The 26968-nt window shown below is 59.4% G+C and carries 21 protein-coding genes; 8 read left to right on the top strand and 13 right to left on the bottom strand.

Going from position 1 to position 26968, the window contains the following annotated elements:
• The first annotated feature begins 145 nt into the window (after positions 1-145).
• The 3 genes from Mal65_RS19715 (at position 146) to tkt (ending at position 3887) form a co-directional block, all read left to right on the top strand.
• Positions 146-814, top strand: a complete 669-nt coding sequence (locus Mal65_RS19715; RefSeq protein WP_145301528.1) for a YMGG-like glycine zipper-containing protein — start codon at positions 146-148, stop codon at positions 812-814.
• A 141-nt stretch (positions 815-955) separates the two neighbouring features.
• The gene (gene surE, locus Mal65_RS19710; RefSeq protein WP_145301524.1) at positions 956-1744 is read left to right on the top strand and encodes a 5'/3'-nucleotidase SurE; all 789 of its coding nucleotides are present in this window, start codon (positions 956-958) and stop codon (positions 1742-1744) included.
• Positions 1745-1841: 97 nt separating this feature from the next.
• Positions 1842-3887, top strand: coding sequence for a transketolase (tkt, locus tag Mal65_RS19705; RefSeq protein WP_145301521.1), 2046 nt, complete (start codon positions 1842-1844; stop codon positions 3885-3887).
• 138 nt (positions 3888-4025) lie between these two features.
• Here tkt and Mal65_RS19700 read toward each other — a convergent pair whose 3' ends face one another.
• Both Mal65_RS19700 and Mal65_RS19695 read right to left on the bottom strand, forming a co-directional pair.
• Positions 4026-4685 (bottom strand): FHA domain-containing protein, encoded by a 660-nt coding sequence (locus Mal65_RS19700; protein WP_145301518.1) that lies wholly within the window; start codon positions 4683-4685, stop codon positions 4026-4028.
• A 249-nt stretch (positions 4686-4934) separates the two neighbouring features.
• Positions 4935-6164 carry a class I SAM-dependent rRNA methyltransferase gene (locus Mal65_RS19695; protein ID WP_145301515.1) on the bottom strand — a complete coding sequence of 410 codons (1230 nt, stop codon included), beginning with the start codon at positions 6162-6164 and terminating at the stop codon, positions 4935-4937.
• A gap of 360 nt (positions 6165-6524) precedes the next feature.
• Between Mal65_RS19695 and Mal65_RS19690 the strand changes: the two genes are divergently transcribed.
• Positions 6525-6803 (top strand): ferredoxin family protein, encoded by a 279-nt coding sequence (locus Mal65_RS19690; protein WP_145301512.1) that lies wholly within the window; start codon positions 6525-6527, stop codon positions 6801-6803.
• 227 nt (positions 6804-7030) lie between these two features.
• Here the strand turns inward: Mal65_RS19690 and Mal65_RS19685 are convergent, their stop codons facing one another.
• Positions 7031-7642, bottom strand: a complete 612-nt coding sequence (locus tag Mal65_RS19685) for an HNH endonuclease (protein WP_145301509.1) — start codon at positions 7640-7642, stop codon at positions 7031-7033.
• Positions 7643-8130: 488 nt separating this feature from the next.
• On the opposite strand from Mal65_RS19685, the gene Mal65_RS19680 reads away from it, so the two are divergent.
• Positions 8131-8736, top strand: coding sequence for a DUF456 domain-containing protein (locus Mal65_RS19680; protein ID WP_145301506.1), 606 nt, complete (start codon positions 8131-8133; stop codon positions 8734-8736).
• Positions 8737-8808: 72 nt separating this feature from the next.
• Here the strand turns inward: Mal65_RS19680 and Mal65_RS19675 are convergent, their stop codons facing one another.
• From Mal65_RS19675 to Mal65_RS19650, 6 genes are all read right to left on the bottom strand, one after another.
• Positions 8809-10452: a TlpA family protein disulfide reductase gene (locus Mal65_RS19675; RefSeq protein ID WP_145301503.1), complete on the bottom strand. Its 1644-nt coding sequence runs from the start codon at positions 10450-10452 to the stop codon at positions 8809-8811.
• A 52-nt stretch (positions 10453-10504) separates the two neighbouring features.
• Entirely contained in the window at positions 10505-11383 is an 879-nt protein-coding gene (locus Mal65_RS19670) for a dihydroorotate dehydrogenase electron transfer subunit (protein WP_145301500.1), read from the bottom strand.
• 31 nt (positions 11384-11414) lie between these two features.
• Positions 11415-12635 (bottom strand): pseudouridine synthase, encoded by a 1221-nt coding sequence (locus Mal65_RS19665; protein WP_145301497.1) that lies wholly within the window; start codon positions 12633-12635, stop codon positions 11415-11417.
• A gap of 107 nt (positions 12636-12742) precedes the next feature.
• Entirely contained in the window at positions 12743-14113 is a 1371-nt protein-coding gene (locus tag Mal65_RS19660) for a hypothetical protein (RefSeq protein WP_145301494.1), read from the bottom strand.
• A 260-nt stretch (positions 14114-14373) separates the two neighbouring features.
• Positions 14374-14637 (bottom strand): membrane or secreted protein, encoded by a 264-nt coding sequence (locus tag Mal65_RS19655; protein WP_145301491.1) that lies wholly within the window; start codon positions 14635-14637, stop codon positions 14374-14376.
• 290 nt (positions 14638-14927) lie between these two features.
• Positions 14928-15953, bottom strand: coding sequence for a type I phosphomannose isomerase catalytic subunit (locus tag Mal65_RS19650; RefSeq protein WP_145301488.1), 1026 nt, complete (start codon positions 15951-15953; stop codon positions 14928-14930).
• A 323-nt stretch (positions 15954-16276) separates the two neighbouring features.
• Here Mal65_RS19650 and tatC point away from each other — a divergent pair, with 323 nt between their 5' ends.
• Entirely contained in the window at positions 16277-17320 is a 1044-nt protein-coding gene (gene tatC / locus Mal65_RS19645; protein ID WP_196784311.1) for a twin-arginine translocase subunit TatC, read from the top strand.
• 16 nt (positions 17321-17336) lie between these two features.
• Here tatC and Mal65_RS19640 read toward each other — a convergent pair whose 3' ends face one another.
• From Mal65_RS19640 to Mal65_RS19630, 3 genes are all read right to left on the bottom strand, one after another.
• Positions 17337-18785, bottom strand: coding sequence for a class I adenylate-forming enzyme family protein (locus Mal65_RS19640; RefSeq protein ID WP_145301482.1), 1449 nt, complete (start codon positions 18783-18785; stop codon positions 17337-17339).
• A 139-nt stretch (positions 18786-18924) separates the two neighbouring features.
• Positions 18925-19947: a class II fructose-bisphosphate aldolase gene (fba, locus tag Mal65_RS19635; RefSeq protein WP_145301479.1), complete on the bottom strand. Its 1023-nt coding sequence runs from the start codon at positions 19945-19947 to the stop codon at positions 18925-18927.
• Positions 19948-20119: 172 nt separating this feature from the next.
• Complete coding sequence (locus tag Mal65_RS19630) at positions 20120-22102, bottom strand: YjhG/YagF family D-xylonate dehydratase (protein ID WP_145301477.1); 1983 nt, start codon at positions 22100-22102, stop codon at positions 20120-20122.
• Positions 22103-22926: 824 nt separating this feature from the next.
• On the opposite strand from Mal65_RS19630, the gene Mal65_RS19625 reads away from it, so the two are divergent.
• Positions 22927-23514: an RNA polymerase sigma factor gene (locus Mal65_RS19625; RefSeq protein WP_197203623.1), complete on the top strand. Its 588-nt coding sequence runs from the start codon at positions 22927-22929 to the stop codon at positions 23512-23514.
• A gap of 126 nt (positions 23515-23640) precedes the next feature.
• Here the strand turns inward: Mal65_RS19625 and Mal65_RS26655 are convergent, their stop codons facing one another.
• Positions 23641-23781: a hypothetical protein gene (locus tag Mal65_RS26655; protein WP_165701398.1), complete on the bottom strand. Its 141-nt coding sequence runs from the start codon at positions 23779-23781 to the stop codon at positions 23641-23643.
• 18 nt (positions 23782-23799) lie between these two features.
• Between Mal65_RS26655 and Mal65_RS19620 the strand changes: the two genes are divergently transcribed.
• Positions 23800-26952, top strand: coding sequence for a serine/threonine-protein kinase (locus Mal65_RS19620; RefSeq protein ID WP_145301471.1), 3153 nt, complete (start codon positions 23800-23802; stop codon positions 26950-26952).
• The last annotated feature ends 16 nt before the right edge of the window (positions 26953-26968 follow it).

The following is a 26968-nucleotide window of genomic DNA, read 5'->3' as shown; positions in this document are numbered from 1 at the left end:
CGTTCGGCGACGATCGGTGACCTAGGGTTGTGTGGACCGTTCAGGCGCCGGTGTCGGTTTCTTGACCGGTGTCGTTGGCCGACCGCGACACGCCTGTCCTTGGGCCGCGCGTTCTTTCTTCCCCCCCAATCAATGGCAATCCGCAATGGTACGGACACGTTTTCTGATTCCAACGTTGTTGCTGGTGTCTTTGACCGTGATGATTCCGGCCAATTTTGCCCAAGCGCAAACGGGTAAACAGCGTGGGGCAACCTTTGGCGGATTGGCCGGTGCGATTGCCGGCGGAATCATCGGCGACCACAACGACGAAGCCGGTGCCGGTGCGGCGATTGGTGGCGTCGTGGGAGCGGTCGCGGGTGGAATCTTGGGCGATGCGGCCGACAAAGAACAAGCGGCACGCCAGCAACAATACCTGTATCAACAACAGCAACAGCAGGTTGCACGGACGGTCGGCGCGGTATCGATCACCGACGTCATCAACATGACCCGCAGCGGCCTGAGTGATTCAGTCATCATCAACCAAATCCACAGTCGCGGCGTTCAACATCAGATCCAAGTGTCCGACATCATCGCGATGCACCAGCAAGGTGTTCGCGAAAGCGTGATCTCCGCGATGCAACAAGCCACTGTCGGCAGCCCCGCCGTCGTGCAGCCCGATCCGGCGCCGGTCGTGGTCCAGCAGCCGACGGTGATTCATGAAACGCACGTCTTGCCGGCATACCCGGTTCGGCGCTACTACGGTCCGCACTATTATTCGCCGCGGCCGTACCATCATCACCGCCCGCGTGGGACCAGCGTCCGCATCGGATTCTGATCCGATTCGCGATTGTCGTCTTTGCTGCTTCGCCGGCGGATCCGTCCATGACGGCTTGACCGCTTCGGAAGTCGCCCAGCACGATAGGTGGGCGTCGGATCGGGATTGACCGATTCGACGGCAACCGATTGGTTGCCGATCATGCCCCAAAAGTGCGAAGGACGCGGCTTGAGAATCTTATTGACCAACGATGATGGCGTTTTTGCGCCGGGGCTGGCGGCGTTGGAACAGCAGCTTCGGCATTTGGGCGAAGTCGTGATTGTGGCCCCCGCAACGGAACAAAGTGGGGTCGGCCATTCGATCACCTACCTGACGCCTTTGGTGTGCAAAGCAATTCATCGCGAAGGCCGACATTGGGCTTGGGCGGTGGACGGTTCACCGGCGGATTGCGTCAAGCTGGCGGTTGCCGAGTTGCTGAAGGACAACCCGGTCGATCTGGTCGTCAGCGGGATCAACAGCGGCCTGAACGCGGGCATCAACGTTCTGTACAGCGGCACCGTGGCGGCGGCGATCGAAGGAGCGTTCTTTGGCATCACCAGCGTCGCGGTTTCGCTGGAGCACGACGACGACGCAGATTTTCAAAGCGCCGCGGTCATCGCAAGGAACGTCATTGGCGGCATCGTCAAGCAGCCGCGTTCCCAAGGCGGGCTGTTCAACCTGAACGTCCCGACCGCGGCGACCGAAACACCACGGGAAGTGAAGATTGTTCCGATGGGCTTGGAACAATACGGCCGCACCTACGAAAAGCGGACGGATCCCGGCGGACGCGGATACTACTGGGCTCTGTGGTCAGAATCGGAAAGCCAGCCGCCGGAAATGACCGACGTCAGCCAGTTGCGTGATGGCAATGTCACGCTGACGCCGCTGCATTTTGACCTGACCCGATCCGAAATGTTGGATCCGATGAGGGATTGGAATCTGAAGGGCTGATTCCCCCGCCCCTTTTCCGGCGGCGACGTGCGAGATACGCTTTTTCTCACTGTTTCTGACTGATTATTCCGCCGAAAGATCCCCGGGGAAACGACCGATGAGCGTCGCTTCGACTGACATTCAAACGCTGGCCGTCGACACGATTCGAACGCTCAGCATGGACGCCGTCCAAACCGCCAACAGCGGGCACCCGGGAACGCCGATGGCGCTCGCCCCGATCGCCTATCAGCTGTACCAGCACGCGATGGACTACGACCCGGCCCAGCCGACTTGGCCCAACCGCGATCGTTTCGTGCTGTCCTGTGGCCACGCTTCGATGCTGCTTTACAGCTCGTTGCATTTGATCGGCGTCAAAGCCTTGGACGACAACGGCCAGCCCACCGACCGCCTGGCTGTCACCCTGGACGACATCAAGTCGTTTCGTCAGATCGGCAGCGTCTGCGCCGGTCACCCCGAATTTGGCGAAGCTGCTGGAATCGAAACCACCACCGGACCGCTGGGCGCGGGCGTCAGCAACAGCGTCGGCATGGCGATGGCCGCCAAGTGGTTGGGGGCGACCTACAACACCGATTCGGCCACGCTGTTTGACTACAACACCTACGCCCTGTGCAGCGACGGGGACTTGATGGAAGGTGTCGCGTGCGAAGCCGCATCGGTGGCCGGCCACCTGAAGCTGGACAACCTGTGCTGGATCTACGATGACAACGGCATCACCATCGAAGGTGAAACCGATCTGGCATTCAGCGAAAACGTCGGTCAACGTTTCGAAGGCTTGGGATGGAACGTCGTCCACGTCGATGATGCCAACGACTTGGCCGCACTGGGCAAGGCGATCGATAACTTCAAGGCCTGTAACGACAAGCCGACGATCATCATCGTCAAAAGCATCATCGGCTACGGTGCACCCAACAAGCAAAACACGCACGGTGCCCACGGCGCCCCGTTGGGTTGGGACGAGGTCGCACTGGCGAAGCAAAGCTATGGGTTCCCGCCGGAGGAAAAGTTCTACATTCCCGACGGCGTCCAGCAACACTTTGCCGAAGGTGTCGGTGAACGTGGGAAGAAGGCTTTCGATGCGTGGAACGAAACCTGGGCCAAGTACCAAAAAGACCATCCGGAAAAGGCGGCTGAGTTGACCGCCATGTTCGCCGGCAAGTTGCCCGAGGGCTGGGACAAAGACATCCCCGTATTCCCCGCCGATGAAAAAGGCGATGCGACGCGGAACAGCAGCGGAAAGGTTCTTAACGCCGTTGCCGCAAACATCCCGTTCATGATCGGCGGATCCGCCGACCTGGCGCCCAGCAACAAGTCGGATCTGAAGTTCGACGGTGCCGGGAATTTCCAATCCGGCAGCTACGGTGGACGCAACCTGCATTTCGGCATCCGCGAGCATGCGATGGCCGGCATCACCAACGGCTTGTCGCTGTCAGGTTTGCGTTCTTACGCCGCCACGTTCTTTGTCTTTTCGGATTACATGCGTGGCGGCATGCGTTTGTCGTCCATCATGCATCAACCGGTGATCTATATCCTGACGCATGATTCCATCGGCGTCGGGGAAGACGGTCCGACCCACCAACCGGTCGAACACCTTTCGGCTTGCCGTGCGATTCCCGGACTGTTGGTTTTCCGTCCCGGCGATTCCAACGAAGTTGCAGAGTGTTATCGCACAGCATTGTCGATCGATGATCACCCGTCCGCATTCGTGCTGTCGCGTCAAAACATGCCGACGTTGGATCGTGACGTTTACGCCGACGTCAGTGGGTGTGCCAAGGGCGGCTACGTTCTGTCGGATTGCGACGGCACACCCGACGTGATCTTGATGGGCAGCGGCAGCGAATTGAACTTGTGCGTGGAGGCCGCCAAGACCCTGACCGAACAAGGCAAGAAGGTTCGCGTCGTCAGCATGCCTTGTATGGATTTGTTCCAGGATCAGGACCAAAGTTACATCGACGAAGTGTTGCCGCCCGCTGTCACCAACCGCGTTGCCGTGGAAGCCGGGATTCGCATGAGCTGGGATCGATGGATCGGATTGGATGGCAAGTTCGTGGGGATGGAAAGCTACGGAGCCAGCGGTCCCTACGCGGCCGTCTATGAACACTTTGGCATCAATGCCGAAGCGGTCGTCAACGCCGCATCGGCTTGATTTCGGACCGCCGTTGTGCGGTACCCTTTACGAACAAAAACAAACGGCCTGGATCCAAGATCCAGGCCGTTTGGCGTTAACGGGAATGCTGCAGATTCACGCACGCGTCATCTGCATTGAACTGTCTTTGCGTCGTGATCAGCTGGGCCAATCCGGGTCGGTGATCTGGCGCACCATTTCGGCCAGTTCCGCTTGGGTGTCCAGCAACCGATGCCATGCACCCAGTTGCAATTGGACGTCTTGACCGGAATCGTCGTGCTTGGCCGATTCGATCAAGCGGTGCAGGCGTTCTTGCAAGTAATCCAGGACTTCGCAGATCTGCGCTTTCTGGCCCGGTGACAAATCCTTGGGGACGTTGGGCAGTTCGCGAACCTGCATCATTTCCGCGGGGATCGGCGAATTGGTGCCCTGCAATTCCACCCGCATTGAACTGTCGGACGATCCCATTTCACGTTTGACGGTGGGACCATCGGTGCCCATGGCGGCCAAGCGTGCTGCGATTTGTTCTTCCGAACCCACCAGCATCAAGCTACGGCCGACCGCGATCAGATCGCCGTGACGCAGGATTTTTAACTGGCATTCAACACCGTTAACTTTTGTACCGTTGGTGCTGTCCAAATCCGTCAGCACCAATCGGTCGTTGTCACGTTGGATCTTCAGGTGACAGCGGCTGACCCTTTCGTCATTCAATTGAATGTCGTTGCCTTCTTCGCGACCGATCGTCATCGGCAGCTGTACTTCTTCGTACACCCGGCCGCGATCTGCGCCGTGAAGAATTTTGATCGTTACACCCGACATGGGTTGGACTCCAGGCTGGACGGCACGCTTGAATGGTGACGAGAAATGGTCCGAAGGTAGGCGATTTGGCTGCATCCTGGCGACCCGGACGTTGGAACAAGGCGTTTGATTATAGGTCAACGCGTCGCGGCTTGTTTATCCCCGCAACGGTTGGGCAGCCCTGCGGTCACCCTTTTGAGCATAATCGCCCGGTTCGGCTGTCGACCGGACTGGATGTTCACCCAACCTGTCCGACGACGGCCCCGTCCCCTAATGGACTTGCGCAATGACGCATTTCAGGTACTCGCTTTCCGGACAGGATGCCGCTACCGGGTGGTCGGGGGCTGCGCCGCGGGTTTGCAGCAAAATCAAATCACGGCGGCGGCGTTTTCCGACGTCCGTCAACATGTCGTGGAAGTCGGCCACCGAAACTCGTCCCGAACAGCTGCACGTGACCAAGATGCCACCGGGAGGAAGCAGATCGATAGCCAGTGCGTTCAGTCGGGCGTAAGCACGCATCGCCGACGCGACTTGGTGCCTTGAACCGGCGAATCGCGGCGGATCCAAAATGACCGCGTCGAATTGTTGGGATTCGCCGGCCAGTTCCTTCAATGCGTCGAAGCAGTCGGCTTGGCGAAAGGTGACGTTGGACAGCGAATTTCGCTGGACGTTTTCGGCCGCCTGCTGCAATGCCGCTTCACTGGAATCGATCCCCAAGACTTCAGCGGCGCCCGAAACGGCGGCGACCAGTCCGAAGCCGCCGTGGTAACAACAGACATCCAAAACCCGTCGTCCGGTCAGATAGCGTGCCGCCTGGGCGTGGTTCAACGCTTGGTCCAAATAGCCACCGGTTTTTTGGCCGGAACGTAGATCGACGCTTAGGTTCAGCCCGTTTTGTCGATATTGAACCGGCCGGGCGAAGGGATCCTCGGTTTCGCCCTCATCGGCAGCCCAGCGTTCATTGAACCAAGTGTCGATCGGTTCCATGCCTTCCAGTCGCGCGGTTCGCTGGTCGATCTGGATTTTGATGGCGCGGCATCCCGTCGCCTGCATCAGATGATTGACGATCGTGTCACGAAAACGCCAGATTCCTGCGGCGGTGAATTGAACACTGAGACAATCGGCATAGCGGTCGACAATCAAACCGCTCAGCAAATCGCTTTCGCTGAAAACCAGCCGCTCCGCTTCGTCGTCGCCCGCACGATGCTGGGAATCCAATCGCCGGCGATCGATCGCCGCATCAATTCGCTCGGCCCACAACGAATCGTCCAACGCACGATCGGGATCAAAGCTGTACAGACGGACCCGAAGCTTGCTGTCGGGATTGGCCAGGCCTTGTCCCAGCCAGTTGCCATCGTGGTCGGTCAGGTCCACGATCTGGCCACAAGCAAACTCGGTATCCGCGGCCGCCAGGGCGTGGGCGTGGACCCAGGGGTGACGGGCGTAAAACGGAAAATGGCGATTGGGTTTGACGCGCAAGGCGACCGTGGATGCAGGCATGCGATGAAATGAGGGAACAGCGAGGTTGATGGAGCGAAAATGGGGGTTTTAACAAGTCCGGGTGATTCAATTGCCCAGCCGCTTTGCACGTCTCGTCAGCGGCGCGAAAGGACGGCAAAATGGCTGCAATCCTAATGTTTCAACACGCAATGATCCGATTCGGACATTTCCGGATAGCGAAATCGGCGCCGCCGGCCCCCCGAGCATCAGGCCGGCGTCGACGCTGTGACGGACGTCCCCGCTGATCGTTGGTCGACGAACCATGTCGAAACTTATTTTCGGCTTCAGATGCCTTCGTTGACCACCCGATACATTGGTGGAGAATTGCGACACCTCGAGACTTCGTAGAAAGGTCCAACCATGACTCACGTTGTTGCCGAACCGTGCAAAGGCTGTAAGTACACCGATTGTGTCGTCGTCTGCCCGGTGGAATGTTTCTACGAGGGTGACGACATGTTGTACATCCACCCAGAAGAGTGCATTGACTGTGAAGCCTGCGTTCCGGAATGCCCGGTCGAGGCGATCTTCCACGAAGACAATCTGCCCGATGAGTGGAAGAGCTACTTGGAATTGAACGCCACCAAGTCGGAAGAGTGCGAAGTCATTACTGAAAAGAAAGCACCGCTGGCCGATCAGTGATCGGCACGTCGACAACGCCGACGCTTCAAAAAGGCGTCACTGTGGTGTTTGTCGGTCGGTGAACCCGACGACCATCGAAAGAAAGGCGGCCTGACCCAGGCCGCCTTTCGCGTTGTTTGTCAAAAATTTGCCTCTGCAGCCTTGTCGATACCCGGACCGCACACCGGCCGAATCGCCACAGCGAACTGGGCGTGGCCGGGGTTCATCGCTGCTGAAACGCCAGGCGGCTATGAGGCCGCAGGCATGCTGACAAACGTTTTCCAGGATTCGTACCGTGGGTCATCGATCGGGCCCGACCACAGCGGGTGAAAACGTGGCTTCACCGGCTTTGTCAGCAGTTTCATGTTCGCCTGCTTGGGCGTTCGCCCACCTTTGCGGCTGTTGCACCGAAGACAGCAGCACACGACGTTTTCCCACGTCGTCGGACCGCCATGGGAACGAGGCACGACGTGGTCCAGGCTCAACTTATGCGTCGGTTCATCTTTGCCACAGTATTGGCACCGGTGATTGTCGCGCGTGAACAAGTTTTTGCGGTTGAACCGAACGGTCTGTGCCGGCATTCGATCGAATCGCGTCAGCCGGACGATGCGTGGAACCATCAATTCAAAACCGACGGCTTGAAGGTAATCTTCGCCGGCTTGCTTGTCGGTGGATGCCAAACGGCTAAGTTCGCACCAGCTGTCAAAGTCGTAGCTGACGAACTGTTCTTCGTCATTGCTGATGACTTCGGCGCATTGCCGGTAAAGAAGTGTCAACGCGCGACGCACGTTGACCACGCGAATGGCCATATAGAATCGGTTGAGTACCAACACGTTGGTGTCGAGCACACTGTGGGTCATCGTCGCCCTGCTCCATGCGAATGCTTGCTTGGTGAAAAGGCCGTGCGCCACGGCTGCCGCGAACCATCGGCGTCGTGGCTTCCCCGCACAACTTGTTTGCCAGTTTACCGGCTGCCGAAGCCGGCAACCATCAAATCGGGCCGGTGGGAAAGGCCGACCGTCAGCCCCGGCTCGGCAACGGTGCCGGGAGGGGGGAATTCCCAGGCCGCCCGTATAGGTCAGACGGATCCCATGGTTTCGGGGTTCGTTTTGCCAAATCGTGGACGAACCCAACGAACAATAGGATGGCGGCAACGGGGGGCAGTGTCGCACAGAATTGGCCGTAAGGTGGGGATCGCCACCGGACCGAAGTTTGCAGCCATTGATTTTGTCGTCGCCGATTCGCCGGGGACCGTTTGGCGATGCTGGGCCAAATCGGCCGGTCTTCGACACGGTTTCGCCGTCGACACCTTCCATGACCAGACTTCAGATCAGCGAAGATTCACCAGATGATTTCGGAACTTTCACTGCTAGCAGCACCGGACACCGCATGGTGGCAGGCCCCGTGGATCGCGGCTTCCGGAGCCGCCTTGTTGGCGATCGGAATGGTGATCGCCGTGGCTATGAGCTGGATGTTGAATTTGATCGCGCTGCCGGGCAACTGGATCGCCGTGGGCTTGATGGCGATTTACGCTTGGCTGGCACCCGATGACGGGCGTATGGGGATGGCAGCGACGCCCGTTGTGTTGGCGTTTGTGTTGGCAGCGATCGGCGAAGGCTTGGAATTTTTGGCTGGTGCCGTGGGGGCCAGCCGTGCCGGGGCCAGTCGACGGGCAACGGTCTATTCACTGGGCGGATCGATGCTGGGCGCGTTTCTGGGGGCGATGGTTGGTTTGCCGATCCCGGTCTTGGGCCCGGTTCTGGCCGCATTGCTTTTCGGCGGTGCCGGTGCCACGGTCGGTGCGATCTACGCCGAAAGGACCGACGGTCGGCCTTGGCGTGAAAGCTGGCTGATCGGAAAGTCAGCGTTTTGGGGACGCACGATTGGGACCGCCGGCAAGGCGGGCGCGGGGGCATTGATCGTGGTGGTGGCTTTCATCGCGGTGCTGGTCTAAGTGATCAGCGACGGTTCAGCAACAAAGCAATCGTGACATACAAAGAAACCGCGAAATGATCAGACAGCCCGATCACGGGTTTCCCTGACCCGCATCGGCCAGGACCAAGGCTTCGACGGTGGCACGCAGGTTTTGGTCGCCGAAAAGGATTTTTCGAACGATTCCCTGACGGTCCAGGATCACGGTCATCGGTCGTCCCCCCATTCCAAATTGGCGGGCGACCGGACTGACTTTCACGGATTCATCGGCGTTTTGTTGCAGTGCCACGGTCGGCAATTCAAGCCCCGCTTTTGACATCCATCCGCGCACGTCGTCGCCAGACGGATCCAGGTTCATGCCGACCACCGACACGTCGTCGGGGAACTCCGATTCAAGTTTTTGTAGCGTAGGGATCAGCTGCAGCGAGTCCTCAAAACGCGTGGACCAAAATGGCATCAGGACGACTTGCCCCTGCATCTGCTCGATGCGACCCACCGTTCCGTAAATGGACCGCAGTGGTACGTCCATAGGTTGTCCGATTTTCTCGGCTCGCGCATCGCGCAGTTCCAAGGCCAGTTGAACGTCTTGCCCCATGGCGGATGCATCATCGGCAAAACGCTGCTCCAAGATCTCGTAAGTGATGTCAGCCAATTCCGGTTGGTTGCCGGATTCGAACTGCAATGTGGTGCCGCATAGGTAACGGACCGACAACAAATCGGGAGCTTCACGCAACAGCGTTTCCACGGCTTCACGCCACCGCGTCGGATTGATCGTTTGACCCTCAATGGCCTTGGCCACCAGTTGGTCGATCGCATCGAACTTCACATTGCCCGCGTACTGTGCGGCCATAGCACTGATGTTCGGATCCGATGAAGCGCCGAACTTATCCAAAATCATCCGGCGGACTTCGTCGGATTCGGCGGGATGATCCAGCTTGGCCAGCCACTGTCTCGCTTGGGCCATCGCGACGATGGCCATGACGTTTTGATCCGAAGTGATTTCAATCAGTTCCCGGTTCAACTGGACCAGGTCATCGGCCGCCTGTTCATCGCCATTTTGCAAACGTTCCAACCCAAAACCGATCAGCACCAGTTGGCTGTCCACCTTCAAATCATCGGATTCGGAGCGGACGTATTCGCTGGCCAAGTCTTCCAGTAACTCCGCCGATCGCAAGTCACCCAGTTGTGCCAAGTGTGATAGGCCCTGCAGTTCGGCGCGTTTCCCCAGGGTCATTTGTTCGGGGGTAGCGTCGGGATGCGAGGCCAATCGTCTGGCGGCTTGCAACTTTGCATCGGCAATCTTCTTGGCCTGTGCCAGGCGTTCCTGTTGCGACGCGTCGCTTTGCATCGTCAACGCCATTTCCATTTCTCGGTCGGCAGTGGCCAATAGAACGGCCAGACGATCGGGGGAAAGGTTCGCCTTGAGCTGCTCCGTCGCCTGACTTGGCGGTTGAGCCAATTCCAACTCGGGTGGCTCGGCCAACTGGTCCAATAAGTCACCGCCGCCTTGTTCGGTGGGCGAAGGTGTCATGGCAGTGTCTGAAATCGGCGGTGCGACTGGATTGTTATTGGGGCGACCGGTGGGTGATGGTCGGCCGGCAAAGTCCGTTTCGTCTTCTTGCGGCAGCGGGGGCGTTGGCTGACCGTCGCTGTCGACAACGTCGGTTTCGGACGATGAATTGCAGCCGGCCAGAATCGCCAGTCCCAGCAGCGCGGCCACCGCGAACAATCGCGGCATGCGAAACGACGATATAGGGTTCGCGACGAGGTGGTTCCACATTCTGAACAAATTAGTCATCCCAATGGACCCGCGAGGAATCGAAGATGGGACCTTCGACGCACGTTCGTTTGTAGTCCCAAGGTTGGTTTGGATCGTCCTGTCGAATTTTCGCGACGCAGGAAAAACAGATGCCGATGCCGCAGGCCATGGGGGTTTCCATGCTGACCTGACAATCGACCCCGTGTTGATCGCAGACTTCGGAAACTCGCTGCATCATGATTTCCGGTCCACAAGTCACCACACGCGTCGTGCCGGTGTCTTTCAGTTCGGTCAATCGCGTGGCCAAAACATCCGGCACCCGTCCAGTCTGTCCCGTCGAACCATCGTCGGTGCAAACGGTGACTTCAAAGCCGGCGGTGCGAAACGCTTCGACACCCGCCAACAATTCAGCGGTTCGAGCCCCATAAATGATTTCGACGTGGCTTGCCCAACCATGTTCGCGGCCGAAATCGGTGGTCCCTATCGCTTCTTTTCCAAGCAATAGCATCGGAGTCTGGCCGATGCCGCCGGCAGTCATGATCAGGCGGTCACACGGGCGAGCGGCAAAGCCGTTGCCAAGCGGTCCCCAAACATCCATCGGGGTACCCACCGGTGCGGAAGCCAACGCTCGCGTCAACGTGCCTTTGCGAAGGTAGATCAATTCGATGAACCGTGGGGAACCCGAATCGTCGTTGATGATGTCCCAAACGGCAAAGGCGCGGCCGATCAGCGGGGCGTCATGCTGGGCCATGCGAATCATCACAAACTGGCCGGGGATCACGGCCCCAGCAATCTCCGGTGCATCGATTCGGCACAGAAAAGTGTCTCGAGCGACGCAGCGATTGGTCACCAGCGGTGATCGCAATTGCACGAGGTTGTCGGCGTAGTGATCAGCGTGCAGCGAAGTCATGGCGTCATGCAAATCCGGAAAGAGAACAAATTTAACGACGGCGACGTTTTTTCGTATTGGCTTTCGGGCCGGCGGATCGGCTGCCAGCGCGTTTCTTGGTGCCACGTTTTGTTGCACGGCCTTGTGAACCGGTGCGACCTGATCCGGATCGAGACGCCGCCGGTCGCTTGGCTGCTTTTTTCCGAGACGGCTTTTTGGAACGTTTGGCGGGCCGTCCCTCAACGGTGTCGACTGGTTCGGGCGCATCACCGCCAATGACGGCGCCGATTCGGCGATGGGACGACGGCAGGGGGAAAGATGAATCCGATCGCTCGTCGCGGCGATTGCGGTCGGGATCGGGCGTGCGGCCGGACCGTTTCGCAGCCGCTTTCTTGGCTGTGGATTTCGTCGACTTTGGTCGCGGGCCGTCGGTGCCGCTGCGCTGTCGCGGTTTCTTGCCACCCTTGCGCCGGCTGGGATGCGTCGGGGTGTCGTCATCGCCACCGGGTTGAACGGACGCGTACAGCTTGGCGACTTCGTCGTGCCGCAGCGCGCGATACGCCCCGGCGGGAACATCGCCCAGACGCAACGGGCCGATCGCGATCCGACGAAGTTTTTGAACCTTGTGACCCAGCCTGGCAAGGATCCGGCGGATCTCACGGTTCTTTCCTTCACGCAGTACGATTTCCAATTCCGTGGATCGGCCGCGAGTCTTTAACAGCTTGGCACCCTCGACGCGGACCATCCCCTCCGCGATGTGAATGCCGCGACGCATCTGTTTCATTGTTTCGCCGTCAACCTTACCGGCGACGGTGACGCGATAGATTTTGCGAACACCGAACTTGGGGTGGGCCAATTGTTGGGCCAGATCCCCATCGTTGGTCAGCAGGATCAGACCTTCGCTGTTGCGGTCCAGGCGGCCGACCGGAAAGACACGTTCGTCGGGCGGCACCAAGTCGATCACTCGGGGGCGTCCCTGGGGGTCGCGGTTGGTCGTGACGACGCCGGTCGGTTTATGAACGGCGTAATACACGTGTCGTGACGGCCGGATCGGCGAATCGTCGACCAGGATGGTGTCCGACTTGGGGTCTGCCGTGCTGCCCAGCTGTGTCACGGTTTGCCCGTTGACGATGACCCGTCCCTCTTGAATCAAATCCTCGCATTGCCGCCGGCTGCCGAATCCGGCGGCCGCCAAAATGCGTTGCAGCCGTTGCGGACCCGAGGAGGCAGAATTCTGGGAGGGGCGTTTGGCTGATTTGGCGCGCTTGGGCATGCTTGTGTTATCCGCGGACGATTCAATGCAACGTGCCAACGTACCAAATAGCCGCCGATTTGTTAGGCCGACCCGTCGCCCAGCGGAGCGCAGGGCAAACGCGGCATTCAGGGAAGGGATTGTCGAATCAGGTCGACGCCGATCTTGCTGTCACGGTGTTTGTCGTCGATCGATTCATCGGAAAAGTGAAAGCGGGCCAAGTCGGCATCGCGGTCGTCGGAATCAGAAAGGCTTTCCAGCAAGTCGTCCCATTGTGTTTGTTCGGATTGAGAAAGTCCGTGATACCAAAGCACGTACTGGCTAAGTTCGCGTTCCCGCAGAACGACGTCGCCCAAGACCCGAGTCTGTTGTGACACGTCCGCAACGCTCCATGCCGCCATTGCCATTGGTGGCAACGGGGACCCCGAAATCCCCAGTGACCAAAAAACGTGACCTTCGTCGGCTTGCCACGTTCCATTGGTCCAGTGCGGCGGTGCATCCAGCAATAAATGGACTTCGGCGACTTCGCTGCCTGGTCCGAACAGATGAGGTGATGCGGCCGCCAATAAACGCTCGGTTACGAATCCCATAGGCGTTGGTTGTTGGTCGTCGGCTGCATCGGGGTGGTCGTGTCGCCATTGCGTCACGCTATCACGATAAGCGTCGGTTTCACGAACATACGATTCCAACGAGCGATGCATGGCCTTGGGATCTGAAGCAAACTGCAACGCCTTGGTCTGTTGTGGCGTCAATTCGAGCTTGCGTTGCATGCATCGGACCAGTTGGTCACTGGCGTGTTCCGCGGTCGTCGGCCAAGCCAGCCGAGCCAACCGTGGTGCATCCGATGGCCGAATGTAATCGCGTTCCAACAGAAACTGAATCGCCATGGTGGCCAGCCAAGTCGGGTCCGTTTGTGGGACAATCTGGTTGGTCGCCTCCGCGGTCCAAAGCGACAAGATCAAGGATCGTGCATCGTTCCGAAAGTCACCGTTGAACCAGTGCATCACCTTGTCACGGCATTCGGCATCGTCGATTTGTTGTTCCAACCACCCGCCGATCAGATCGGCCCAGGTGTCAAACGCTTCGTAGCGTTGCTGCAGGTTGTCAGCGACGTCAACCGATCCCCGAAAACGCTCGAGGTAGGCGAAGTGGTCGCCCAGGGATGTCGCAAGGTGCTGGTAATTTCCGTGACCACCGATGTCTTGCGGCATCGCGCTGGCAAAGTCACCGCTAAATCGATAGCCGTCGTCGGTGTATTTCAGCGGGCTATCGGGATAGGCTTCGTGCAGCCGTCGCAGCTCCGATTCGCCAATGTCTTTCAACGGTTGTCGCTTGGAATCGATTTCGTGAACGATGGTGATGTCGCGATGGATCACGTCCCCGTCTGGGCGAAGATCCACCAAGTACACTTTGCGCGAACATCCGGTGATCACAACAAACGTCAGGGCCAACCACGCGTAAAGGCATGCCGTTTGAACGGACTTTCTGCGACGCAACATGGATGCCACCGTGGGTCACGCGGAATCAGATCTGCATGAGGTGGGACGGCAAAGTCGCAACGTGATCGGTCCGGTGATGTGGCAGACCAATCACGCGTCCACGGGTGCGTTATCCGATGACCGAGCGCCGCACGGACTGGTGAACTGTACCGTTCCCAACGATTCCTTCAGTGTAGGAGATGCGGGCGCGGTGGCGGCAAAAAACGTCGGACCGCCGGCACATGGAGAGCCCCGGCTTCATTGCGACGGCAAAACCGTGCTTAGCGGCCCAGCCAGGGCATCAAGTCGGGAACCAAGCGATTGCGGACGGGTTCGGCCAAGGGTTTTTGATAGCTGGGCGGACGTGCACCGGCGTCGGATGGTCCAATATCCGCCTGGGGATACGGATCGTGGACGACCGCGCTGGCTTGTTGCTGGCCGATCGGCCCGGCCGCGGGCAACCAGCCACGACCGCGGCAACCCAGTGAAACCAGGCAAACGGCGACACCTGCGATGAAGGCGACTTGGCGTTGGCTGGCAGTCATGGGGTGGTCCTGACGGTGGCTTGGGCCTGATGGCGGCATCGGCCTGACGATGGCATGGAAGAATTGCGAACGTTGGCGGCCGAATCGCCGTTCCGGGTGGGCGACGGTGAACATCACATTCCCGCTGCTTTCCGCTGGCGATGGGCAGCGTACGAAGTTTCCAACGTTGCCGCCAAGGTGAATCGGGCTTCGGCCGAACGAACCGTGCTTCATCCACGATCGTCTCGGTCACCGTCTGGTCCCCAGGATTCCGCGGGCGGATCCGAGCAGATCTTCGATCGGGATACCGGTCAGACCGTTTCGTCGGGCAATCCCATTGCCAACAGCAGCGACGATTCGGTGGGCTCGACCTGACATTCCGCGCAAGCCGCCGGGATCAGCAGGCTTTGCCCGGTCCGCAATTCCCGTTCTTCGTCACCGCACTGCAACACCACCGTGCCGTGCGGAACGGTCAGGATGACGCATCGGCCATCGCCACCGATCGGTCGCCGGCCGATGCTGAGTGCTCGTAATGTGAACTTGTCGCACTGAACCAACGATTGCCAGCCTTCGGCCGAAGGGTCGACCGATGACGGTTTGGCCGGACCGGCCTGGTAATCGGAAACTGCCAACGATGGTTCGATGTGCAGCGGACGTGCGTTGCCTTGGGCGTCCACCCGGTTCCAATCAAACAGACGAAACGTTGTGTCGCTGGATTGTTGGATTTCCGCAATGATCAACCCTTCGCCCAACGCGTGAACGGTACCCGCGGGGATGAACACGCAGTCACCCGGGCTGGGGTGAAACGAGTGCAGTACTTGTTCGGTCTGTCCCGCCTCAACCGCCTCGGCCAGGGTTTGACGATCGACTCCCTCCTTCAGCCCGGCGTAAATCAGGCTTTCCGGCTCGGCCGCCACGACATACCAGGCTTCTGTTTTGCCCAGGTCCGGCGGATCCATTTGGCGGGCATAGGCATCGTCCGGATGAACTTGAACCGATAGAACGCGGTTGCAATCCAGGTACTTCAACAGCAGCGGAAAGCGTCCGCCGCTGGCACCGGTTTGCCCGACCCGTTTTTCCCAAGCCGGCCCCAACAGCCATTCGGGGCGTTCGGCCAGGATTTGCGCCAGCGATTGTCCCTTCAGGGGACCGGCGTCAACGATGCTCTGGTCGTCACCGTGGTCAACGATTTCCCAGCTTTCGGCATAGTCCTGTTCGGCCCCCAGTGGTTTCCCCAACATTTCGCCCAGCCGACGGCCGCCCCACAGCGTGCGTTTCAGTACGGGCGTGAAGGACAGCGGGTAGCCGTCGACAGATGGTTCGGCGGAAATTCTCATGGAATTTGGTTCAGCGTCGTTGCGGTTCCGGAGGGTGAAAGCGGCGATACGGCCAAAGTTGCACAATCCCTACAAACGAAACGACCGGCCAGGCCCGTCGTCACTGGCTCGATTTTCGGGTCAGTTGGTACACTGGGGAAGCCGTCGAACGATGATTTTAGATCTCCGCATGCTCCGATCTGGCGTCTGCAATTCGAATCGGCCCTTCGCCCAGCGATGCGGCATTGTCCGCATTGGTCATCCGCCCAACCTTTCCCCGCCCCAGCGATCGCTTCGTGGACCGAATCTCCACCCCCAACGACGACCTGTTTGAAAACTCCACGATGACTTTCGGAGAACATCTCCGTGAGTTGCAGCAGGCGTTGACCAAAGCGTGCATTTGGCTGGGAATCGGCGTGGCGATCGGGCTGTTTTTCGCCAACCAGGTGGTGGCCTACATCAAAACGCCGCTGGAACAGGCGATCCATCAGTACCACGCCGAACGTGGAATGGCACTGTTGGGGGTCGAAGACACCAAGGCGGCCGAGTTGAAGCCGCTTCGCGATGCCTTTGCCGCCGGAGCCTGGGTGGTGGAGGAAGTCGTTCCGGTTCCGGGCGACTTGCAGAATGCCCTTTCTCAGTTGCGGTCAGAAGACACCACCGATGCGGATTCAGACACGTCCGACGACGCGGTCCCAGATCCCGAGGCCGGTGACGCGGCGATTTCGCCCGATGCGATCGAACGTTTGGCGGAACTTGCGGACCAAGCACCCCAGTTTCAATTGCGCAAATCTCAGACCAACGTCAGTTCGTTTGAAATGACCGAAGGTTTCATGATTTGGTTCAAAGCGGCGCTGGTGATCGGTGCGGTGGTTTCGTCGCCGTTCGTCTTCTATCACCTGTGGACGTTCGTCGCCGCGGGGCTGCATGCACACGAGCGGCGCTATGTCTATCTGTACCTGCCGGTCAGCGTTGGGCTATTCGTCAGCGGCGTGTTGATGGCGTTTTACGTGGTGCTGCAATACGTGATCCACTTTCTGTTGCAGTTCAACGAAAGCATGGACGTCGCCTTTGAACCGCGACTGAATTATTACGTCAGCTTTGTTTTGCTGTTGCCGCTGGGATTTGGCATCGCGTTTCAATTGCCACTGGTCATGCTGTTCTTGCAGCGAATCGGTCTGTTGGAAACGGAGGCCTACACGAGCAGTTGGCGCGTCGCCGTGGTGGTCATCTTTGTGATTTCGATGTTGGTCACGCCGGCCGATTGGACCAGCATGGTTCTGTTGGCGATTCCGTTGCTGTTCCTCTATCTGCTGGGCATCGGCATGTGCATGTTCCTGCCACGTGGACGTGGTTTGGGCAGCGATGCCTACGACCCGGTGTCCTAACGAACGCCCCGATGTCCTAGCCGACGATCGGCGTCACCGTTCTCCAGGCCAGGCTGTGGGCAAATTCGCGACGTCGTATCGTGCCCTTCATCGTCAACGATCCGTCGGCCTGCGTCGGTGGCGGCCAGACGCGGAAGCACTGCTTGGGACGGGCGTGGGTTGGCAGATCGCCGAGTGGTTCCAGTAGGCTTTCAAGCGTCAAAGAATCGTTCGGCTGATGGGGCACAACCCAGGCCACCAAACCGCCGTCTTCTTGGCCCACCATGGCATGTCGGATCGGCGGGATCGATTCCAGTCGACGTTCCACCTCGGTGGGTTGGACCTTGTGTCCGCAATCCAAGACGATCACATCATCGCAGCGTCCCAGAATTCTTAATTGTCCCGACGTCGGGTCCACTGCCACCGCGTCACCGGTGTCCAGCCATCCCTCGGGATCGATCCGCAGGGCCGTCGCCGGGGCATCGTCGATGTAACCGGACATCACGGCGGGACCACGGACGAACAGTCGGCCTTCAATCAGGCGATGCTGCCAGTGCCGGGTGACGGGCCCGACCAAACCAGGCCTTGCATCGGAGACCGTTGCGCTGGCGATCACCGGTCCGGTTTCCGTCAATCCGTAACCATGAATGACTGTCACTCCACGCTCGGTCCAGCGATCAAATGTTGCTTCGTCCAGACCCGCGCCGCCGCAACCCAGCACCCGCAAACAGCTTTGGCCATCAGCGTTCGGGGCTTGGTTCAACCAGTGTTTGGCAAGGACCGGAACAAGATTCACATGAGTCGGACGCACTGCCGCCGCGACGCGTTGCAAGCCTTCACCACCACGGCTGATCGCCAGCGTGCAGCCACTGATCAGCCATGTGCCGATATCGCAGGTTCGCGCGTATGCATGACAGATCGGAAGAACTGTCAGCCGAACATCGTCGGCATGTTGCGGCACCGCTTCCAGTTTGTCCTGTGCATTGATCAGCAAGGCGCGATTCGATAGCCGGACGCCCTGCGGCCGTGATGTCGTGCCGCTGGTCCAAAGCACGACCGCGTCGTCGTCTGCCGATGATGGTCGGGGCGGAGCGAGCGATTTCGGCGATGCGTCGACGCCGTCGTCGCGGATCGGAACATCGCTCGATTCGACCCAGTGCCCGGCGGCACGCCGAATCAGATCTTGGGCCATCGACTGGGAAAGGCGACCGTCGATCGGAACATCGACGCGTCCGGTCCGCAAACAAGCCAGCCAGATCAGCAAATCACTCAGCGAATTGGTGCTGGCGTGAACGATGCGCTGCCCGCTGGCGATTCCGAAATTCTGATCCAACCAAGCGGCCACTCGGCCGGTCAGGTGGTTCAGTTCAGACCAAGTCAACGAAACGAGCCCCGAACCGGGCCCCGGATCATAGACCAGGGCGACGCGTCGGGGCTGTCGTTGGACATGGCCGGCAAACACCGGCCAGAAATGGTCAGATGCCATCGAACAGTTGAATTGAACCGATATCGGTCGCCAAGGTGTTTTCGGTTTAGCACCCGGATTGCCGACGTGGCGTAAAAAAACGCGGCCCGACAGCTTCGGACCGCGTTGATGACTTTGAACGTTGCTCGGGTGAGCCGGATCAGGCGGTGGCGCCCATTGCTTGACGCAGCTTGGCACCGTTTCCGGCTTGACCGAAGCTGGTCATGCGGGCGACACAGACTTCCTTCATCGCGGCGCGGGCCGGCTTCAGGTAGGCGCGCGGGTCGAACGCGGACGGGTCTTCGGCGAAGACTTTGCGGATCGCACCAGTGATGGCCATACGGCAATCGGTGTCGACATTGATCTTACGAACACCGCTCTTGATGCCGCGTTGGATCTCTTCGACCGGCACGCCGTAGGTTTGCTTCATTTCCCCGCCGTACTTGTTGATGATGTCCTGCAATTCTTGAGGAACGCTGCTGCTGCCGTGCATCACCAGGTGGGTGTTGGGCAATTTGGCGTGGATTTCTTCGATCCGCTTCATCGCCAAGACTTCGCCGGTGGGCTTCTTGGTGAACTTGTAAGCACCGTGGCTGGTACCGATGGCAACGGCCAATGCGTCGACGTTGGTTTCTTCGACGAAGCGGGCGGCTTCCTCGGGATCGGTCAGCAATTGATCGCGCGACAGGGTGCCGACGGCGCCGTGTCCGTCTTCTTGTTCGCCGCCGCCGCTTTCCAGCGATCCCAGGCAACCCAGTTCGCCTTCGACGCTAACGCCCTTGGCGTGAGCCAGCTTGACCACTTCGGCGGTGACTTTGACGTTGTAGTCATAGTCGGCCGGGGTTTTGCCATCTTCTTCCAGCGATCCGTCCATCATGACGCTGGTAAATCCGTTTTCGATCGCCGACTGGCAGGTTTCCGGGCTGTTGCCGTGGTCCTGGTGCATGACGGTCGGGATGTGCGGATACAGCTCGGTGGCGGCCAGCATCAGGTGACGCAGGTAAGCGTCTTGGCTGTACGCCCGGGCGCCGCGCGACGCCTGGATGATCACCGGCGAATCGGTTTCTTCGGCGGCCTCCATGATCGCCTGAATCTGTTCCATATTGTTGACGTTGAATGCGGCGACGCCATAGTCGTTTTCAGCGGCGTGGTCCAAAACAACACGAAGGGGCACCAGTGCCATGGGTCAAAGTCCTGTGGTTCGATTGTGCGGCGGTTAAGGAGACGAAGGCCGATTATCCGACAGTGCGGTTTTGAAGCAAGAGGCCGCGATCAAGTGTCCCACCGCCGCACGGTCGCACATGTCGGCCGAAAGTCGGGGGCGGTTGACCGGCCGGCTGATTTGCGGGCGTGCGTCAGGGTTGATCGCGTAAGGCGTGCTGGCCGGCCTGAAGCGTGCGAATGATCGCGTCGACGTCGTACGTGCAACCGCCCCACGTGCCGCCGCCGACCTGCTGTAACGCCGCCCACAACCGGGTGTCATCGGGTACATCCGGGTCCACTAATAGCTCCGGATGGGGCGTACGCCGCCGCAAGGCGTCCTCGACCGGGACTCCGTCGTGGGTCTGAACCAGCTGGACACTGCCCTGCAGCGTTCGGGTGTCGACATTGATTTCGATCGTGTCACCGTCTCGGACTTTGCTGATCGGGCCACCCGCCAAGGCCTCAGGTCCGACGTGGCCGATGCACGCGCCGGTGCTGACCCCGGAGAACCTTGCGTCGGTGATCAGTGCGACATCTTTTCCGAAAGAAAGATATTTTAGCGCCGAAGTGATCTGATACGTCTCCTCCATTCCGCAGCCCAGCGGTCCACGGCCGATCAGCACCATGACGTCCCCGGGCCGAATTTCCTGGATCGACGGATCGGCACCGTTGCCTTTGACCGCCGCGATCGCATCGCGTTCGGACGTGAACACGCGTGCGGGACCGCGTTTGTGATAGACGCCGTTTTCGACCACTTCGGGGGCGATCGCCGTGGCTTTGATGACCGAGCCCTCCGGGCACAGGTTCCCCTCGGGAAAGCAAACGGTGCTGGTCAGTCCTTGGGCGGTCGCGCGATCCGGCGGCATGATGACGTCGTCGGGGGACACGCCGTCGGCTTCGACCAGACGCTCGCGGCACGCCATGCGTCGATCGCTGGTATGCCACCGGTCCAAGACCTCATCCCAGGTCAGTCCGGAAACGGTCCGGGCCTGGGATTTCAATAGACCCAATTCCCTCAGGTGCCACGCCACTTCGGGCACGCCGCCGGCCAAGAAGAACTGAACGGTCGGATGTCCCACCGGTCCGTTGGGCAAACAATCCACCAAGCGGGTGACTTGGGCGTTGACGCGGCGGAAATCATCGGCGGTCGGGCGTGGCAAGCCGGCCGCTGCGGCAATCGCCGGAATGTGCAGCAATAAATTCGTACTGCCCCCGACCGCCGCATGCATCAGCATTGCGTTTTCGATCGCGTCCTCGGTCAGGCAGTCCGCCAACGACAGGCCATCGCGTTTCATCGCCATCGCGGCGTCCGCCGAATCGCGGCACATCTGCAGCCAAATCGGTTGGCCGCTTGGGCATAAAGCCGCGTGAGGGATGGTCATGCCAAGAGCTTCGGCGACCACTTGCGCGGTGGCGGCGGTCCCCAGAAATTGACAGCCGCCACCCGGTGTACCGCAGGCTCGACAGCCTTCCAGCGACGCCTGTTCCAAACTGATTTCGCCACGAGCGTACCTCGCACCGATGGTTTGAACTTTTCCCGCGTCTTCGCCTTCGGTAGCGGGCAAAGTGACGCCGCCGGGGACCAAAACGTTGTGCAGTGCCTTCGTCCCCGCCAGTGCCATCATCATGGCCGGCAGCCCCTTGTCGCAGGTGGCAATGCCGATCACGCCCTGCCGACGAGGCAGCGATCGGATCAGCCGTCGCATCACCATCGCGGCATCGTTGCGATAGGGCAGCGAATCGAACATCCCCCGGGTTCCCTGGGATCGGCCGTCGCAGGGGTCGCTGACAAAGGCGGCAAACGGGACACCATCGGCCTCGGTGATTTGTTCCGCCGCCGCGGCGACCATCAGTCCGACTTCCCAGTGACCTGTGTGGTAGCCCAGTGCCAGAGGCGTGCCGTCCGGATTTCGAACCCCGCCTTGGGTGCTGAGGATCAGATACTGGTCCCCCAAGACACGGCGTGGGTCAAACCCCATGCCCACGCTTTGGGTCAGCCCGAAAAGGTCCCCGCTGCTCCATTGCCGCAGCATCTCGTCGGACAACGGCAGCCGGCCGGTCGGGCCGGGGGCGTGTGTCAGAAGTGATTCGCGGTCGGCAGGGCTGGCAAAGAAATGGGGATTCGCGTCCGTCATGGTGGGCTATCAAAGGGAAGGCGATGGAGGGGCTGAATCGAAAGGCAAAAAACGCCCCAGAAAGCACCGAAAAGGTATTTCCGAAATTTGATCAGAAAGTTGGCGGGATCGGGCTTTGAACCGTGCTCTACCTTTCTGACCAATCTGCACGACATGTCGATTGCCATTTGCGGCAGACGTGATCTACGCCGTCAACACGAGTTGACGGCAATGTCGATTGATCGACGGGGGACGATTGCAAGGGAATGAATGTCGGCCGAGTCATCGTTCAGTGTCTGCCAATTTGGGGCATCTTGGCGGGCATGGTCGTTGCCTGCCGACGCCCTTGGTTCAACAGGTGATCGGGTGGACGTGACGGGGCAATGAACGGCGACAGCAAGTTGGCTGGCAGGCCAGATGAGGGTTTGAAGCAGGATAGACAAAGTTAGCAAACGACGTGGGACGCGGAAGCAGCGTTCCAGGTCGGCCGATGGCACAGTTGGCCGGCCCGGCGTGGACGACTTGATCGTTTCGCCGGGCAGGTTCGGGTCGCGGCGAACGCGGTAGCGGCGGGGGCATCGCTCATCCGCTGGCAATCCATCGGTTCGATGGTCGCTCTTGGAACCGAGGAGCTGTCAGACGGTTTGGGCCGCGTCGCAACGCGTTCGTCGCGATTCGACAAATCACGTGAAGAAGGATGTGAGATAACGAAGGGGATGGGGTGAGCTGAACGTGGGTGTGGGTGCAGTCGGTCTGTGTACGGATCGTCAATACTTACCGTAGGTTCGGGGCGGATGCTATTCTGCGAAGACGGTTCGCATGTCGGCAGTTCGCTTAAGGTTCCTATGTCATTCCAGCCCAGTGACGATTTACTGGTCGATCGTTTCCGAAACGGAGACGAGCGGGCGGCTGATGATTTATACGAGCGGTACGCTCACCGGCTGATCGGATTGATCGCCAGTCGGATGAATGAGCGTTTGAGGACGCGGACCGAGCCCGAAGACGTGTTGCAGTCGGTGCTCCGCAGCGTCTTCATGGGCGTCCGCTCGGGACAATACAATGCACCGGAGGGTGCGACGCTGTGGAATTTGATGTCGGTAATCGCGGTTCGTAAGGTCCGCAACCACTACCGCGCCATGCTGACGCAACGTCGCGACGCCAAGGTATTCTCGTTGGACGATCCCGAGAGCTGGGATGATGCCGTCGGCGATGAATCCTTGCAGTTGTTCGAAACCAGCTTTCGCGAACTGATCGAACCTCTCCGTGCCGACGAACAACAAATTGTGACGCTGCGTTTGCAGATGCACACGGTGGAAGAGATTGCACAGATCATCGGACGAAGTCGACGTTCCGTTGAACGGATCTTGCAAAATTGCCGCTCTCGTTTGAGCCAACAGTTAAACCAAGCGGATCGAAACGAAACGACGGACTGATATTGCGGCCTTCACCCCTTGGGGTGCTAGTGCCAATGCCGATTTTGCCCGTAAAGCGAAGTCGGTCCGCCGTGATACCGATCGATGCGTTTGGCAAGCACCATCTGAAAATACAATCGTTCGATTTCAACCGACGATTGCTCGGGGCTGGTTGTGCCGCGGGCAAGCACGCAACGCGATGGCCAATACCGATGATCCGGCCATGGTTTTCAGCGGTCCGTGCGCCCCCGCGATCACAAACCAATCAATGACGGATTTTTGATTCACGATACGGATTCAGCCGACATGATGATCGAAGCGAAAGATACCGACAGGCTCGAGGATGCCGTCGCAGCTTTCGAAACGGATTGGACGAACGATTCGATTGATCGAATCGCCGACGTGCTGAAATGTCACTCACTTGACGATGATCTGGCCGCCGCGACCGAACTGATCCGTGTCGATATCGAACGTCGCTACGGTGCGGGAAATCCATTGGATTTGGCCGACTATCGGTCTGCGTTTCCCCGACTTTGGCGACACCAGGAGTTCGTGTCGCAGATTCATTTCGAAGATCGGCGTTCTCGCAGCGTTGCCGGGATGCCGGATGATCCGACAAGGTATCAGGAGCAAACCGACGGTCGCATCGATGATGACAATCCGTCCCGTCGAAAAAGCACCGTCGATGCCGCGGCATCGACGACGGGACCTTCGGACGATCTTCGGCGGAACCTGCGGCAGATCGGATACGAGATCGATGCACGTTTGGGGCGTGGGGCGTTCAGCGAAGTCTATTTGGCGACGGAAAAACACCTTGCCGGTCGCTTCGTGGTGCTGAAGATCGTTCGCGACGAACGGAACGAATCTCAGCGGCTGGCAACGCTGCAGCACACGAACATTGTTCCCATCTTTTCGGTCCACCGTTTCGATGACTGTACCGTGTTGTGCATGCCCTATGCGGGAAGCTTGACGCTGCAAAAGTTCTTGACGCAGTCGGACACGCCGGAGGATCGAGATGGCCAGTCGTTGATCGCGACGCTGTGCAATCGCAGTGACGAAACGATTCAGCGATTCGATGCGATCGGGTCTCCTTCGACCGCGACGGTCACGCCACAGCCGTATGTGAACGATTCGTTCATGACGCCCCTGGATTGGGCCGCCGATCCCACGGTGGCCGACCTGCCGATCGCCGACCAGTCACCGCTAACTCGGCTGCAGCCGATGGGGCGAGCGGACTTAACATTGTGGCTGTTTTCCAAGATTGTCGAAGCACTCGTTCACTCGCATGCCCGCGGGATTTTGCACAGCGATCTGAAGCCCGCCAATGTGTTGATCCGAAACGACGGCGAACCGGCGTTGCTGGACTTCAACCTTTCCCAGTCGTTTCAAAATCATGGCTCTGCGATTGCCGGTGGTACCCTGCCCTACATGTCACCGGAAACCTATCGGCGGATGATGGGTTGCGATCTGGCCGCGGATCCTCGTGCCGATTTGTGGTCGGTCGGCGTGATGATGTACGAGTTTCTGTGTGGGCGTTTGCCGTTCAAGCCGCCGGAGTCGGCCGCCGCGATCGATTTGGAAGTCGGCGTGCAGCATCGCCGCGGTCCGGTGGTCTGGGATCCGTCGACCAAGGTCCCGCTGGGGCTGCGTTGCATCATTGAAAAATGCTTGGCGTTTGATCCGGCTGATCGCTACAGCGACAGCGAACAGTTGCTGACCGACCTGCGATCCCAAGCATCGGATCGTCCACTGCAGTTCGCAAGTGAACCCTTGCGTGGACGCTGTCACAAATGGTTTCGCCGGCATCCCAGGGCCGTTTCGGGCGGCTCGGTTGCGACCTTGGCCGCGCTGGCGGCGTTGATGTTGGTTCCCTTGGCCGTTCGGTGGCGAAACCAATCGTTGGCTCTTGAGGCACAGTCGCAGTTGGTTCAGTTTCAAGATTTGTCTGATCGCTTGCTGGCCAGACAAATCGTGGACCCACAACGGACCGATCCGAGCTACTTCAGCGATCTGGTGCGTCCGCTGACCGACCGTGGCTTATTGGCACCCGGAGAACCCGCGCGATGGATCCAAGCGGCAACCACGCGGGAGAGTCAGATTCAACGAGCTCAAGTGCTGTTCCGGCATCTCGGGCATGCGGCGATCAATGCGGTGGAACGGTTGGACGATGTCCATGGCACCGGCAACGCCGCCGAGGCCGAGGTTGCCCAATTGCAGTCGCTGGTCGATGCATTTCGAGAAGCCATTCGGTCGGCCGGCGGTGATCCAGATGATTCGCGCGCGTACCGCTTTTTACAGCAAGACCTGCAGCGATTCACGGGCCATGATGATTCCGACGTTAACAACGATTCCGTCCCGCCGGAAAAGCTGGCGTACGTCAGCGACGACGAAGCGTACTTGGAGGCAGTGCGAGACTTAAAGGACCGACACTACAGTGAGGCATCCGAATTACTGACGATGCTTGCGGACAAACAGGCCATCGCATCGTCGTTGCGCTGGACCATGCTTGCGCGGGCCCAGCGAGGGCAACGCCAATACAAAGACGCATTGCTGTCGTTCACGCAATCCATCGAGCGGTCACCAGAGTCACCGCGTTTGTGGTACTTGCGTGGCCGATGCCAACAAAGTCTGAAAAGATTTGCCAAAGCCGAATCGGACTATCGCCGTGCGTTGCAGCTGGATCCGGCGTTTGTATCGGCGCGCTGGTCACACGCGCAGTGTCTGATGGCTTTGGGCCAGCCCGAAAAGGCTTTGCAGACACTCAATACAGGACTTCAGCATCGTCCCGAGAATTTGTCGCTGACGATCCTGCGAAGCCAAGTTCAACGTCAACTTGGAAACATCGAGGCGTCCAAAGCCGACTACGCCAAGGCAATCGAGGGGACGCCGGAGAGTTTTGCGGAGTACCTGAATCGAGCCAAATATCGCCAAGACGACGATCTGGAAGGCAAGTTGGCGGATTTGCTGGAGGCCAAGCAGTTGCGCGCGACTTCACCGGAGGTGCATTACCAGTTGGCAGCGGTCCATACAAAGCTGGGGGATTTGGATGCCGCCATCGCATCTTTGGACGAAGTCCGCCGGCTGAACCCCAGCGATGAACGTGCGATGGTCGATACCGGCGTCTTGTTGGCACGCTCGCAAGAAACCGAGTCGGCGCTGCAGATGATGGATGCCGCCCTGCAGCGGCCCAACAGTGGGCGAACGCTGTACCAGGCCGCGTGTATCTGTTCCCTGGTCGGTGACAACGCACGTTATCAGCGAGGCGTGTCGCTACTGGCCAGTGCAATTCACTCCGGCTATGGCGTGGACTTGCTTCGCACAGATTCCGACTTGGACGCCCTGCGACTTTTTCCTGGCTTTGCGGCCGTGGGGCGGACGGCCGAATTGGTACGTCGGACTCGATACAGCAATCGGAATCAGGGGCAAGACGAACAGAATGATTGGGATATCACCGACTAGGCACACACAACCGTTT

Origin of the sequence: Crateriforma conspicua (assembly GCF_007752935.1) — a bacterium.
GTDB lineage: Bacteria > Planctomycetota > Planctomycetia > Pirellulales > Pirellulaceae > Crateriforma > Crateriforma conspicua.
This window is presented reverse-complemented; position numbering and strand designations above follow the sequence as displayed.